This is a genomic window from Bacillus sp. H1a (genome assembly GCF_000633475.1).
Lineage (GTDB): Bacteria > Bacillota > Bacilli > Bacillales > Bacillaceae_G > Bacillus_A > Bacillus_A paramycoides.
Map to the genome: position 1 here is coordinate 20,580 of NZ_AYMH01000045.1, position 14,955 is coordinate 35,534.

At 36.6% G+C, this 14,955-nt stretch carries 14 protein-coding genes; all 14 read left to right on the forward strand.

Features of this window, described 5'->3' with window-relative positions; translation table 11 throughout:
• Positions 1-12 precede the first annotated feature (12 nt).
• The 14 genes from accC to U860_RS0121150 all read left to right on the forward strand — a co-directional run bounded on the left by accC (position 13) and on the right by U860_RS0121150 (position 14,876).
• On the forward strand, positions 13-1,365 hold the full coding sequence (gene accC, locus U860_RS0121085) for an acetyl-CoA carboxylase biotin carboxylase subunit (protein ID WP_002173410.1): 1,353 nt from the start codon (positions 13-15) through the stop codon (positions 1,363-1,365).
• Positions 1,366-1,387: 22 nt separating this feature from the next.
• A complete protein-coding gene (locus U860_RS0121090) occupies positions 1,388-1,780 on the forward strand; it encodes an Asp23/Gls24 family envelope stress response protein (protein WP_000807630.1) in 393 nt (130 codons plus the stop codon).
• 348 nt (positions 1,781-2,128) lie between these two features.
• Positions 2,129-2,521, forward strand: a complete 393-nt coding sequence (nusB, locus tag U860_RS0121095) for a N utilization substance protein NusB (protein WP_002173409.1) — start codon at positions 2,129-2,131, stop codon at positions 2,519-2,521.
• Positions 2,522-2,544: 23 nt separating this feature from the next.
• The gene (gene folD, locus U860_RS0121100) at positions 2,545-3,405 is read left to right on the forward strand and encodes a bifunctional methylenetetrahydrofolate dehydrogenase/methenyltetrahydrofolate cyclohydrolase FolD (RefSeq protein ID WP_025150069.1); all 861 of its coding nucleotides are present in this window, start codon (positions 2,545-2,547) and stop codon (positions 3,403-3,405) included.
• A 26-nt stretch (positions 3,406-3,431) separates the two neighbouring features.
• Positions 3,432-4,790, forward strand: coding sequence for an exodeoxyribonuclease VII large subunit (xseA, locus tag U860_RS0121105; protein ID WP_025150070.1), 1,359 nt, complete (start codon positions 3,432-3,434; stop codon positions 4,788-4,790).
• Entirely contained in the window at positions 4,780-5,010 is a 231-nt protein-coding gene (gene xseB, locus U860_RS0121110; protein WP_002173406.1) for an exodeoxyribonuclease VII small subunit, read from the forward strand. Before xseA ends, xseB begins: the two co-directional genes overlap by 11 nt.
• Positions 5,010-5,903, forward strand: coding sequence for a (2E,6E)-farnesyl diphosphate synthase (gene ispA / locus U860_RS0121115; protein ID WP_025150071.1), 894 nt, complete (start codon positions 5,010-5,012; stop codon positions 5,901-5,903). Before xseB ends, ispA begins: the two co-directional genes overlap by 1 nt.
• Before the next feature lie 306 nt (positions 5,904-6,209).
• The gene (gene dxs, locus U860_RS0121120) at positions 6,210-8,102 is read left to right on the forward strand and encodes a 1-deoxy-D-xylulose-5-phosphate synthase (protein ID WP_025150072.1); all 1,893 of its coding nucleotides are present in this window, start codon (positions 6,210-6,212) and stop codon (positions 8,100-8,102) included.
• A gap of 3 nt (positions 8,103-8,105) precedes the next feature.
• Complete coding sequence (locus U860_RS0121125; protein WP_025150073.1) at positions 8,106-8,945, forward strand: TlyA family RNA methyltransferase; 840 nt, start codon at positions 8,106-8,108, stop codon at positions 8,943-8,945.
• A gap of 142 nt (positions 8,946-9,087) precedes the next feature.
• Positions 9,088-9,537, forward strand: a complete 450-nt coding sequence (gene argR / locus U860_RS0121130; protein ID WP_001032581.1) for an arginine repressor ArgR — start codon at positions 9,088-9,090, stop codon at positions 9,535-9,537.
• 271 nt (positions 9,538-9,808) lie between these two features.
• On the forward strand, positions 9,809-11,548 hold the full coding sequence (gene recN, locus U860_RS0121135; RefSeq protein ID WP_025150074.1) for a DNA repair protein RecN: 1,740 nt from the start codon (positions 9,809-9,811) through the stop codon (positions 11,546-11,548).
• A 118-nt stretch (positions 11,549-11,666) separates the two neighbouring features.
• Positions 11,667-12,959: a SpoIVB peptidase gene (gene spoIVB / locus U860_RS0121140; RefSeq protein ID WP_025150075.1), complete on the forward strand. Its 1,293-nt coding sequence runs from the start codon at positions 11,667-11,669 to the stop codon at positions 12,957-12,959.
• Positions 12,960-13,245: 286 nt separating this feature from the next.
• Positions 13,246-14,040, forward strand: a complete 795-nt coding sequence (spo0A, locus tag U860_RS0121145; protein ID WP_002173400.1) for a sporulation transcription factor Spo0A — start codon at positions 13,246-13,248, stop codon at positions 14,038-14,040.
• A gap of 248 nt (positions 14,041-14,288) precedes the next feature.
• Positions 14,289-14,876 carry a PRK06770 family protein gene (locus U860_RS0121150; RefSeq protein WP_025150076.1) on the forward strand — a complete coding sequence of 196 codons (588 nt, stop codon included), beginning with the start codon at positions 14,289-14,291 and terminating at the stop codon, positions 14,874-14,876.
• The last annotated feature ends 79 nt before the right edge of the window (positions 14,877-14,955 follow it).

Consider the following 14,955-nt stretch of genomic DNA (forward strand, 5'->3'; position numbering starts at 1 on the left):
GGAGTCTTTGTGATGATAAAAAAAGTATTAATAGCCAATCGTGGGGAAATTGCTGTACGAATTATTCGTGCTTGTAAAGAAATGGATATTGAAACAGTTGCAATTTATTCAGAAGCAGACAAAGAGTCACTTCATGTCCAAATTGCAGATGAAGCGTATTGTGTTGGACCAACGATTTCGAAAGAAAGCTATTTAAATTTGACGAACATTATTAGCGTTGCGAAATTGACGGGTTGTGATGCAATTCATCCGGGATACGGATTTTTAGCAGAGAATGCAGATTTTGCAGAATTATGCCGTGAGTGTAACTTGATTTTTATCGGTCCAAGTCCGGAAGCAATTTCAAAGATGGGCACAAAAGACGTTGCACGTGATACAATGAAAGAAGCAGGGGTTCCGATTGTACCAGGTTCACAAGGGATTATTAAAAATACCGAAGAAGCGATCAAGCTTGCTAATCAAATTGGATATCCAGTTATTATTAAAGCGACTGCAGGTGGCGGTGGAAAAGGTATTCGTGTTGCACGCCATGAAGAAGAGCTTGTGAAAGGAATTCAAATTACACAGCAAGAAGCTAGTACCGCTTTTGGGAACCCTGGTGTATACTTAGAGAAGTACGTTGAAGATTTCCGCCATGTTGAGATTCAAATAATGGCAGATACACACGGAAATGCCATTCATTTAGGAGAGCGTGATTGTACAATTCAGCGCCGTCTGCAAAAACTATTAGAAGAAAGTCCATCACCTGCACTTGATGAAAACATTCGCAAGCAAATGGGTGAAGCGGCAGTTAAAGCGGCGGTAGCGGTTGATTATACAGGTGCTGGTACGGTTGAGTTTATTTATGAATATAAAACGAAAAGCTTTTATTTCATGGAGATGAATACGAGAATCCAAGTTGAACATCCAGTTACTGAAATGGTAACGGGGATGGATTTAATTAAAGAACAAATTCTTGTTGCTTCTGGAGAAAAGTTATCGTTACAGCAAGAGGAAGTACAATTTAATGGTTGGGCAATTGAATGTCGAATTAATGCGGAAAACCCTGCCAAAAAATTTATGCCATCTCCAGGTAAAGTAGAAATGTACTTACCACCAGGCGGATTTGGTATTCGCGTCGATTCAGCTGTATATCCGGGATATTCAATTCCACCTTTCTATGATTCGATGGTTGCTAAATTAATTGTTCACGGAAAAACACGTGAAGAGGCAATTGCAAAAATGAAGCGAGCGCTCAGTGAATTTGTCATTGAAGGCGTACATACAACAATCCCGTTCCATTTGCAATTGCTAGATCATCCTGATTTTGTAAAAGGTGAGTTTAACACGAAATTTTTGGAAGAGCATGAACTTGTGACGCAGTGATACATTAAAGGAGGTTTTTTTCATGGCTGAACATATGTTAGATATGGGTCAAGATACAACTCTTGGAAAAGTAGAAATTGCACCAGAAGTAATCGAAGTAATTGCAGGTATTGCAGCTGCTGAAGTAGAAGGTGTAGCGGCAATGCGTGGTAATTTTGCTACAGATGTTGTTGAGAAGTTAGGTAAGAAAAATCATGGTAAAGGTGTAAAGGTTGAATTAGCAAACGAAGATATTATTGTTGACCTTTATGTTGTTATGTATTTTGGTGTAGCAATTCCAGTTGTTGCACAAAAAATTCAAGACAATATTCGCCAAGCGCTCTTTACAATGACAGGACTTGAGCCAAAAGAAGTGAATGTTCACATCGTTGGCGTAACATTCGAAACACAAAAAACAGAAATCGAACCAGTGTAAGAGTGAAAAAAGGTGCCTAGTAAAATAGGCATCTTTTTTATCGTTTCATTTCTTCACAAATTAAAACCCTCTAATTATTATACTATTTCAAAAAATAAGAAATAAAAAAGAAAATGTTTCGTTTTTCCAAAAAACGTACATTGTGATAAGATATGGAACTTGAAGTTAATCTTTTTATTATTTTTCAGCCTTGTACCCCGTGTGTGAAACGATAAATTGTGTTATTATCATTGTATTATAAGGTTGGAAAATCAATGAAAACTGCAAGAGTAAGTGAATTGACGGCTTATAAATTATAATAATATAACAAAGCATAAGGAAAGACTTGAAGTATAAAGGAGAGTTACAATGAAACGTAGGACGGCTAGAGAAAGAGCGATGCAAGCATTATATCAAATGGATATTACAGGAGAATTAGAACCGAAAGTAGCGGTGGAAAATACGCTAGATGAAGGTGAAGAAACAAATGAGTTTCTAGAATCACTTGTTGTTGGTTTTGTAGAGAATAAAGAAGTAATTGATGAAGCGATTCGTCAAAACTTAAAAAAGTGGAAGTTTGAACGTATTAGTATTGTTGATCGCAGTATTTTACGTGTAGCTGTGTATGAAATGAAATACATGGAAGAAGTTCCACACAATGTAACAATTAACGAAGCAATTGAAATTGCTAAAACATTTGGGGATGAGGAATCTCGTCGTTTTATTAACGGCGTTTTATCTAATATAAAAGATACACTGTAATTTCTTTAAGGGGGAATCTTAAAATGGTAGCAGTAATCATCAAAGGAAATGAAGTTGCGGAGAAAAAACGAGCACAATTAAAAGAAGAAGTTGTGAAGTTAAAAGAGCAAGGGATTGTACCAGGATTAGCAGTTATTTTAGTTGGAGAAGATCCAGCATCTCGTTCTTATGTAAAAGGAAAAGAAAAAGGCTGTGAGCAAGTAGGAATCTATTCAGAGCTAATTGAACTTCCTGAAACGATTACTGAGGAGCGTTTGCTTGCTGAAATCGATCGTTTAAATGGAGACGACCGTATTAATGGCATATTAGTACAATTACCTTTACCAAAACATATTGAAGAAAAAGCTATCATTGAAAGAATTTCACCTGAAAAGGATGTAGATGGATTTCACCCAATTAGCGTGGGACGTATGATGACGGGACAAGATACATTCCTACCATGCACACCGCACGGTATTGTGGAATTAGTAAAAGAAACAAATCTTGATATTTCTGGAAAGCATGTCGTTGTCATTGGAAGAAGTAATATTGTCGGTAAACCAGTGGGACAACTGTTTTTAAATGAAAATGCAACTGTCACATATTGTCATTCTAAGACGCAAAATATTAAAGAATTATCGAAGTTAGCTGATATTTTAATCGTAGCCGTTGGAAGACCGAAAATGGTAACAGCTGATTATATTAAAGAAGGTGCGGTTGTAATTGATGTCGGTGTAAATCGTTTGGAAACAGGAAAGCTTTGTGGTGATGTTGATTTTGATAATGTATTGGACATTGCGGGTTACATTACGCCTGTACCAAAAGGAGTTGGCCCAATGACTATTACAATGCTACTTCACAACACTGTTGAATCTGCAAAGCGTGCAGGTGTTGTTTGTAAATAATTTGAATCGGCTATGAGGAGAGAGCAATGGAGAAACAATATTTAACCGTTACAGCATTAACACGCTATATAAAAACAAAAATAGAGTACGACCCGCATTTGCAGTCTGTTTGGTTAAAAGGAGAAATTTCCAACTTTAAATATCATAGCCGTGGTCATATGTATTTTACATTGAAAGATGAAAATGCAAGAATTGCAGCGGTTATGTTTGCGGGTCATAATCGTAACATTAAATTCAGACCTGAAAATGGAATGAAAGTACTTGTAAAAGGAAAAATTTCCGTTTATGAGGCGAGTGGTTCTTATCAAATTTATATTCAAGACATGCAACCTGATGGAGTTGGAAATCTTCATTTAGCTTATGAACAATTAAAAGTCCGTTTAGAAGAAGAAGGGTTGTTTTCTCAAGTTTATAAGCGTCCAATCCCTGCGTATGCAAAAACAATTGGTGTTATAACGTCGCCAACAGGAGCAGCAATTCGCGATATTATAACAACGATTAAACGTCGTTATCCAATTGGAAACGTTATTGTGTTTCCTGTACTTGTACAAGGGGAGTCAGCGGCTCCCTCAATTGTACAAGCAATTCGCACAGCGAATGAAATGGGAGATATTGATGTTTTAATTGTTGGGCGTGGTGGGGGCTCTATTGAAGAATTATGGGCCTTTAATGAGGAATTAGTTGCAAGAGCTATTTTTACAAGTGAAATTCCAATTATTTCAGCTGTAGGACATGAAACGGATTTTACAATTGCTGATTTTGTTGCTGATTTGCGTGCACCTACACCGACTGCAGCAGCAGAACTTGCGGCACCTAATATTCTTGAATTGCAAGAGAAAGTGCTACAAAGAACTCTCCGCTTGCAAAGAGCGATGAGAGAGATGGTACATAAAAAAGAAGAAAAACTACAAGTGTTACAAAAATCTTATGCGTTCCGTTATCCAAGGCAAGTGTACGAACAAAAAGAAGAGCAGTTAGATAGGGCTCTTGAACAACTTGTTTTAGCGAAAGAGCGTTATATAGATAAAAAAGTAAATCAATTAAAGCAACTTTCATTTTATTTAGAGAAGCACCACCCATCTCAAAAAATTATACAAACGAAAACTGCAATTGAAACGTTGCAAAAGCAATTGCAACGTGAAATGCAAACATTACTTCAAACGAAGGAGTTCGCATTTGTGAGAGCGGCTCAAAAGCTTGAAGCATTAAGCCCGCTTAAAGTAATGATGAGAGGGTATGGGCTTGTATACGATGAAGAGAAACAAGTATTAAAAAGTGTGAAAGATGTTAACCTTGGAGATGCTGTTTCGGTTCAATTACAAGATGGAATACTAGATTGTAGCGTATCGAGCATAGAGGAGCGTGAATTGAATAATGGAAAATAAGTTAAGCTTTGAAGAAGCAATTTCGCAGCTTGAGCATCTCGTTTCTAAGCTTGAACAAGGTGATGTACCTTTAGAAGAAGCAATTTCTTATTTTAAAGAAGGCATGGAGTTATCTAAGCTTTGTGATGAGAAATTGAAAGATGTACAAGAACAAATGGCAGTTATCCTTGGGGAAGATGGAGAGCTTGAACCGTTTACTGCTTTAGGAGATGAAGCATAGTGACACATATAGCTTTTGATGCTTTTTTGAAAGAGAGTAAAACTTTCGTAGAAGAAAAGCTTGTAAGCTATGCAAATGAATTACAATGTCCAAATGTGCTTCGTGAAGCGATGGCATATTCTTTGGAAGCGGGTGGAAAACGTCTCCGCCCGTTACTTTTATTTGCAACGTTACAAGCGTTTGGGAAAGAAAGAAATCTTGGCGTGGGTGCAGCTTGTGCCCTTGAAATGATTCATACATATTCGTTAATTCATGATGATTTACCTTGTATGGATGATGATGATCTAAGACGAGGAAAGCCCACAAATCATAAAGTGTTTGGTGAAGCAATGGCGGTTTTAGCAGGAGATGGTTTGTTGACATATGCTTTTCAAGTTATTATGGCATATGAGCCAAAAGAAATCTCTGCTGAAAAAAAAGTAAGACTTGTACTTGAGCTTGCGAAAGCAGCAGGACCTGAAGGAATGGTTGCTGGACAAGTGGCAGATATGGAAGCTGAAGGAAAACGACTTACAATTAATGAATTAGAGTACATCCATAAGCATAAGACAGGAAAACTGCTTGAATTTGCTGTACTTGCAGGAGCGATACTTTCTGATGCTACAGAAGAGCAGGAAGAGAAGTTACTTACATTTGCGAAATATATCGGTCTAGCTTTCCAAATTAGAGATGATATTTTAGATGTGGAAGGTACAGAAGAAGAGATTGGCAAACCGATTGGTAGTGATGCTTCCAATGAAAAGAGCACATATACGACGTTATTTACTGTAGATAGAGCAAAATCTATTTTAGAGGAAACGATTGCAAAAGCAAAAGATGCTATTAACTCTTTACAATTACAAGATGAATATTTACTATCTATTTGTGATTTGATCGCAAAACGTAATAACTAATATAACAGCGTTTTCATTTGTTGAGTCATTCATCATTTTATGATATAAATGTAGGAAAAGGTTTTTCTTTTCTTGTTATTGGCAAAAATATATGTAGATTACATTGCCGTTATCACTTCGTGTTAGCGGCTATTTTTTCATCGCGTAAAGAAATATGATGTATAATAGGGTAAGTGAAAAAATGGAAGTATTTTCTGAAACAGGACAAGATAAAAAGAATAGAAAAGAGAATTTCTTGTGTTGCGTAAATGTTTCTTACACTATTTGACATGTTGACAGATTATGAAATGAAAGTGAGTGATCCATGTGGATCTAACGCAAATTCAAAACCCTAGTTTTTTGAAAGATATGTCTATCAGTGAACTAGAGGGATTGAGTGAGGATATTCGTAAGTTTTTAATTGAAGAGCTCTCTCAAACAGGTGGACATATTGCACCTAATTTAGGTGTAGTAGAACTCACAATTGCTCTGCATAAATTATTTGATAGTCCGAAAGATAAATTTTTATGGGACGTAGGACATCAATCCTATGTACATAAAATTTTAACCGGGCGTGCGAAAGAATTTGGCACATTAAGACAATACCAAGGTTTATGTGGTTTCCCAAAACGCTGTGAGAGTGAGCATGATGTATGGGAAACTGGCCATAGCTCGACGTCACTATCTGCTGCGATGGGGATGGCTCTTGCGCGTGATATAAAGAAAACGAAAGAATATGTTATACCAATCATTGGAGATGGTGCTTTAACGGGCGGAATGGCTTTAGAAGCATTGAACCATATTGGGCATGAAAAAACAGACATGATTGTTATTTTGAATGACAATGAAATGTCAATCGCACCGAACGTCGGTGCACTTCATAATGTACTTGGTCGTTTACGTACTGCAGGGAAATACCATTGGGTGAAAGATGAGCTGGAGTATATATTGAAGAAAATCCCAGCAGTCGGTGGGAAAGTGGCTGCGACAGCAGAAAAAATAAAGGATAGTCTAAAATATTTATTAGTATCAGGTGTCTTTTTTGAAGAATTAGGCTTTACATATTTAGGTCCGGTCGATGGGCATGATTATGAAAAGTTATTCGAAACGTTGCAATATGCAAAGAAAACAAAAGGCCCAGTACTTGTTCATGTTATTACGAAAAAAGGAAAAGGTTATAAACCAGCTGAGAGTGACGTTATTGGAACTTGGCATGGAACAGGACCTTATAAAATTGAATCAGGTGACTTTGTTAAGCCGAAGGAAGTTGCACCGGCATGGAGTGCTGTTGTTAGTGAAACAGTGCTTAAGCTAGCGAGAACGGATGAACGTATCGTTGCAATTACGCCTGCGATGCCTGTTGGATCGAAACTTGAGAAATTCCAAAAAGAATTCCCAGATCGCATGATTGATGTAGGTATTGCAGAACAGCATGCTACTACAATGGCAGCAGGTATGGCAACGCAAGGAATGAAGCCGTTTTTAGCAATTTATTCAACATTTTTACAAAGAGCATATGACCAAGTTGTTCATGATATATGCCGACAAAATTTAAATGTTTTCATTGGAATAGATCGCTCTGGATTAGTAGGAGCAGATGGTGAAACACATCAAGGTGTATTTGACATCTCATTTTTACGTCACTTACCGAATATCGTGTTGATGATGCCAAAAGATGAAAATGAAGGGCAACATTTAGTATATACGGCGATGCAATACGAAGACGGACCAATCGCTTTACGTTATGCACGTGGTAATGGACTTGGGGTTCATATGGATGAAGAATTAAAGGCGATTCCAATTGGTACGTGGGAAACGTTAAAAGAAGGTACACAAGCAGCGATTTTAACATTTGGTACGACGATTCCAATGGCAATGGAAGCAGCTGAGCTTCTTGAAAAGGCTGGAGTTTCAGTGAAAGTAGTGAACGCTCGCTTTATTAAACCAATGGATGAAGCGTATTTACATGATCTCTTAGGAAAGAATATACCGATTTTAACGATTGAAGAAGCTTGTTTAATCGGTGGTTTTGGAACGGGAGTAGCTGAATTTGCGTCTGAGAACGGATACCATAGTGCATTAATTGAACGAATGGGTATTCCAGACCGTTTCATAGAGCACGGAAGTGTAACAAAATTATTGGAAGAAATTGGTTTAACGACAGATGCTGTTGTAGACCGTATTCATACAATGATTCCATCAAAACAAAAAAGGGCGTAACAAATGAGCGTAAAAAAAGAAAGAGTAGATGTACTATTAGTAGATCGAGGACTTATAGAAACGCGTGAGAAGGCTAAACGTGCTGTTATGGCAGGTCTTGTATATGCGAATGAAATGAGACTCGATAAGCCAGGGGAAAAAATTCCGCAAGATACGGAGATTACGGTGAAAGGGCAAGTTATGCCGTATGTAAGCCGTGGTGGTTATAAGCTTGAAAAGGCATTAGAAACATTTCAACTTGATTTACAAGATAAAGTTATGATAGATATCGGTTCATCAACTGGTGGTTTTACAGATTGTGCGCTTCAAAATGGAGCGAAGTTATCCTATGCATTAGATGTAGGATATAATCAACTTGCGTGGAAATTGCGTCAAGATGAGCGTGTTGTTGTGATGGAACGAACGAACTTCCGTTATGTGACACCGGCAGATTTAGAGCGTGGTTTACCTCAGTTTGCAAGTATCGATGTTTCATTTATATCATTAAAGCTTATATTGCCGGTTTTAAAAACAATGCTTATGCAAAATGGTGATGTAGCGGCATTAATTAAACCGCAGTTTGAAGCTGGGCGAGAACAAGTCGGAAAAAAAGGTATTGTTCGTGATAGAAAAGTACACGAGGCTGTCGTGGAAATGATTGTCGATTTTGCTCTGAAAGAAGGCTATGATGTAGAAGGTTTAACATTCTCACCTATTACAGGTGGAGATGGTAATATTGAATTTTTAATTCATCTAAAGTGGCACGGTGAACGTGAGAATGGCGAAAATCATTCTCCAGTTTCTATTGAGCAAGTTGTTACAGAAGCACATGAGGTTTTAAAACAAAAAGGGAAAGGGGAATAACATATGTTGTTCCTCTTTTTGTTGTAATTGTATAATGATTGTAAAAACAATTGTGTACAAGTAACGGATTATACGTTAACATAAATAAGTGAAGTATACCAATGTTTAAACTATGGTAAGAGATAGTGTGAGGTGCAAATGTATGAATAAAGGTCAGCGCCATATTAAAATCAGGGAAATTATTGCGAACAAAGAAATTGAAACACAAGATGAACTAGTTGATATTTTACGTAATGAGGGATTTAATGTAACGCAAGCAACAGTATCACGCGATATTAAAGAACTGCACTTAGTGAAGGTGCCATTACATGATGGTCGCTATAAATATAGCTTGCCAGCAGACCAACGATTTAATCCGTTGCAAAAATTAAAACGAAATCTAGTGGATTCATTTGTAAAATTAGACACGGCAGGACATATGCTTGTGCTAAAAACATTGCCTGGTAACGCTCATTCACTTGGGGCACTTATTGATCATTTAGAGTGGGATGAGATCATCGGAACCATTTGTGGTGATGATACTTGCTTAATTATTTGCCGTACACCTGAAGATACAGGTGTTGTCTCTGATCGTTTCTTAAATATGCTGTAACAGAAAAATCTTGTTTGCTTTCCTCTGCAAAGTGGAAAGTAAACAAGATATTTTTATTGGCTAAAAATATGGATTTTCAAATATAATACATTATTTTTTTTTGAATAAAGTTAGAAAATAGGTGGATTGACCCGTAAAACAAATGTTTGGTACAATGGAGCGGGTTAGAAGAGTAATTTATACATATAGACATATAGTATAACTATTTGAATGAAGAATACTGAGAAAAGCCCTTAATAGGGGATTAGTTAATAACGAGGTGAATGGGGCATTGTTATCGGAATTATCGATTAGAAACTTTGCTATTATTGAGGCATTAAATATTTCTTTCCAAAAAGGTTTAACTGTTTTAAGTGGTGAAACAGGAGCTGGAAAATCCATTATTATTGATGCAATTAGTTTGCTTGTTGGTGGCCGTGGTTCAGCGGAATTTGTTCGATACGGAACAGAAAAGGCTGAGATAGAGGGATTATTCTATGTAGAAGATGATAAGCATCCGTGTATCGCAAAGGCAGAAGAGTTAGATATAGAAATAGAAGATGGCATGATCATTTTGAAGCGTGATATTGCTGCGAACGGAAAAAGTGTATGTCGTGTAAATGGGAAACTTGTTACACTCAGCATATTAAAAGAGATTGGGAAAACGCTTGTTGATATTCATGGACAGCATGAAACGCAAGATTTAATGAATGAAGAACGTCATATGTTTATGCTCGATCATTTTGATGGAGATCGTATTGTTAAACAATTGGACGTATATCAAAATGTATACGCAGACTATGAGAAATTAAAAAAACAGTTGAAATCTTTAAGTGAAAATGAACAACAAATGGCCCATCGTCTAGATTTAATTCAATTCCAACATGAAGAAATTCGTAAAGCGGATTTAAAAATGGATGAAGAATATGAATTGACTGAGGAACGATTAAAAATCTCCAATTTTGAAAAGATTTATAAAGCGTTAGGAGATGCGTATCGTTCGTTAAGTTCGGACGGACAGGGGTTAGATCATGTAAGAAATGCAATGGCACAAATGGAGAGTATTACGCACTTAGATGAAGCGTATCAAGAAAATCATGATTCAATTGCAAATAGCTATTACTTATTAGAAGAAGTTGCATATCAGCTTAGAGAAAAGTTAGATATGATGGAATATGATCCGAAACGTTTAGATGAAATTGAAACGCGTTTGAATGAAATCCGTATGTTAAAGAGAAAGTATGGAAATACTGTAGAAGAGATTTTAGCGTATGCAGATAAAATTGAACAAGAAATTTTTACGATTGAAAATAAAGACGTACATATTGAAACGACGAGAAAGCAGTTAAAGGAATTAGAAGTTGTTATTCTAAAAGAGGCAACGTTGTTAAGTGATATGCGTCATGAACTTGCAAATCATCTTACAAGCGCAATTCATCAAGAGTTAAAAGAACTATATATGGAAAAAACGAAATTTGAAGTGAGAATCATGAAGAGGGAAGGGAACGCAGAAGAACCTCTTGTAGAAGGAACACCGGTGAAACTTACGGCGGATGGCTACGATCATGTGGAGTTTTATATTTCAACGAACCCAGGTGAACCGTTAAAGCCACTTTCAAAGGTCGCTTCTGGCGGAGAGTTATCTCGTATTATTTTAGCTTTAAAAAGCATTTTTTCTAAGCATCAAGGTGTTGCATCTGTTATTTTTGATGAAGTGGATACGGGTGTGAGCGGTCGGGTTGCACAGGCTATTGCGGAAAAAATTTATCGTGTATCAGTAAACTCGCAAGTACTTTGTATTACGCACTTACCTCAAGTAGCTTCAATGGCGGACTCGCATTTATTTATTAGAAAACAAGTGGCGAATGATCGGACGATTACATCCGTTACTGTGTTAAGTACGGATGAAAAAGTAACAGAAATTGCTCGAATGATTTCTGGTGTGGAAATTACAGATTTAACGACAGAACATGCGAAAGAATTACTTACGCAAGCACATCATTTCAAGCAGACAGCAGAGGCTATCCAGTAATGGATAGCTTTTTTTCTCAAATGACGATTTCTTAATTCTTCCGGTTATAAATAAAGCACTGCAAGGAGAGATTAAAAAGTGAAGCCAAGAGGCTGAATGTGGGGTAGGAGCGAGGAGAGTGAACAAATTGAAATTAGAAAGATTTCGAAAAATAATAGGTCTTTGTCTCCTTGTTTCTCTAGTTTTTATCGGATGTTTTAAACCGCTTCGAACGTTTATTTCATCCCCGAAGCAACTTGTTGTTTTTGAAGGACAACAATCAGAAATAGCATCATTACCAGTTTTTAAGGCCTCATCTACAAATCGTAATGTATTTACAGTAAGTTCAAATGAACAAGAACTTATGGTAAATTCTCACCAAAATGGTGAAGCTGATATGGTGTTTCAACTCGCTGGTTTTCCAGTGAAAAAAGTAAATGTGAAAGTATTAAAAGATTTTAAAGTTATCCCAGGTGGACAATCGATTGGTGTGAAATTGAACACAAAAGGTGTACTTGTTGTAGGCCATCATTTAATTCAAACTGAAAAGGGTAAAGTATCTCCTGGTGAAACAGCTGGTGTACAGATTGGGGATATGATTACTGAAATTAATGGTAAAACAATTGAGAGAATGAGCGATGTAGCACCATTTATTCATAATAGTGGAGAAACAGGTGAACCGCTTAATCTTGTTTTATTAAGAGATGGAAAATACATTCGCACTAAGTTAACACCACAAAAAGACACTGGCGAATCCTCTTACCGAATTGGACTATATATTCGTGATTCAGCAGCTGGTATCGGAACGATGACATTTGTACATCCAGATTCCATGAAATATGGGGCGCTTGGTCATGTGATTTCTGATAATGATACAAAAAAGCCGATTCAAGTAGAAGATGGACAAATTATGCGTTCGACAGTAACGTCTATTGAAAGAGGGAGTCACGGGAACCCAGGGGAAAAATTAGCAAGATTTTCACCAGACCGTGAAGTGATTGGTAATATTACAGTAAATAGTCCGTTTGGTATTTTTGGGAAATTGAACACAAATATGACAAACGGTATAATGGATAAAGCAATGCCTATCGCATTATCCCATCAAGTAAAAGAAGGGCCAGCGAAAATATTAACAGTTATTGACCAAGATAAAGTAGAAGCATTTGATATTGAAGTTGTTAGCACAGTACCGCAAAAGTTCCCAGCTACAAAAGGTATGGTTATAAAAGTGACAGATAAACGCTTGTTAGCGAAAACAGGTGGCATTGTACAAGGGATGAGTGGAAGTCCAATTGTACAAAATGGAAAAGTAATTGGTGCTGTTACACATGTATTTGTAAATGATCCAACGTCAGGATACGGTGTTCATATTGAATGGATGTTACATGAAGCTGGAATTAATATTTATGATCAAGAAAGAAAAGCGAGCTAATACATATTAGCTCGCTTTTCTATTGAAAAATTCGTTGAAATTTTGTAAAAGCTCCGCAAGAGCTGTTTTTTGTTGTAAAATATAAGCAAAGGGTTGAACGTTTCGCTATAATTCTATGATGGAATGTGTTGCGAAAGAAAAAAATGAACGATAAACATATTTTTTTGTGATTTTATCGGAAAGTAAGAAACTTTAAAAGGGAATTTTCACACAATTGTCGAACAATTCATGTAGCCTAGAAGCTTACACATGTCGGAAGAATCGATTCGGTAAGGGAGGAAAAGCTGTGGAAAAAATTAAAGTATGTCTTGTGGATGATAATAAGGAATTGGTATCAATGCTAGAGAGTTATGTTGCTGCTCAAGATGATATGGAAGTTATCGGAACTGCTTACAATGGCCAAGAGTGTTTAAATTTATTAAAAGACAAGCAGCCTGATGTTCTTGTTTTAGACATTATTATGCCACATTTAGATGGTCTAGCTGTGCTAGAGAAAATGCGACATATTGAAAGGCTAAGACAGCCTAGCGTAATTATGTTGACAGCATTCGGGCAAGAAGATGTGACGAAAAAAGCAGTTGACTTAGGTGCTTCATATTTCATATTAAAACCATTTGATATGGAGAATTTAACAGGTCATATTCGTCAAGTGAGTGGTAAGGCAAATGCTACCATTAAACGTCCATTGCCATCTTTCCGATCAGCAACAACAATAGATGGAAAACCGAAAAACTTAGATGCGAGTATTACAAGTATCATTCATGAAATTGGTGTACCCGCTCATATTAAAGGGTACATGTACTTACGAGAGGCGATTTCTATGGTGTACAATGATATCGAATTACTAGGATCTATTACAAAAGTATTATATCCAGATATCGCAAAGAAATATAATACAACAGCAAGTCGTGTCGAGCGCGCAATCCGCCATGCGATTGAAGTGGCTTGGAGCCGTGGGAATATTGATTCTATTTCGTCCTTATTTGGTTATACAGTATCCATGTCAAAAGCAAAACCTACGAATTCCGAGTTCATCGCAATGGTTGCGGATAAGCTGAGACTTGAACATAAGGCTAGCTGAGAGTAGTATATTCAAAATAAATTTTTTTATAAAAGATCGATGAGTTTAAAACACTCGTTGATCTTTTATTTTGTTATAAGGATAATATTGAAGTAGTATTTCATAAGAAATATGATTATGACACATTGAAAGGTGATTCATTGATTTATATGGAAAATAAAACATATATTTAGTAAAATTATCTATAAAGGGATATTTTTTGATATGGCATTTGTTAAAGGAGTAACTGGAAATGACTGGGGGATTATATGAAAAAGAAAATTTTAATTTGGATTGGATGTGCAATAGGCTTAGTTGGGCTTACTGTTGGTATAACTTTTGGAATGTTGGAACTTGCAGATAATCTGGCGGACAAACAAGCTAGTGCTGAAATAGATACAAGCGAATATAAAACAGTTCCAAAAGAAAAAGAAGCGCAGTTTGGTGAGATTGGTGGCGCAAGTGCGAAACTTCAAATTACAAAAGATTCTACTGAAGAAGAAGTAGTTAAAGCGATGCACAGTATGACCCACCAAAAAGTAATAGCTGAGCAAAAATGGGGAGCAATCCCGATGTCTAAAGAGAATGCTGAAAAAGTAAGAAGTATCTTAAATGAGAGTACTTTTGAAACGAAAGAAGAACTTTTAGCGATTGCTGAAAAATGGATAAACAAAGATTTTAGTAAAGTTGTGGACGATCATAACTACTTCTGGAAACTACAAGGTGGTAATATCGGAAAAGCTACAGGAGTTATGGATCCGCTAGAAGAGCAAACTTTTTCTTTAAATAATTTTGGAGATGGAGTAACAGGTGAATTACACAAATCTGGAGACCTTCAATATGTTGGGGGAAATTAAAATTTGCAATTTGTAGAAAAAAGCTTCTCTATAGGGGCTTTTTGTTTTGGTGTTCTATGCATTCGTAATTTTAGTGGGT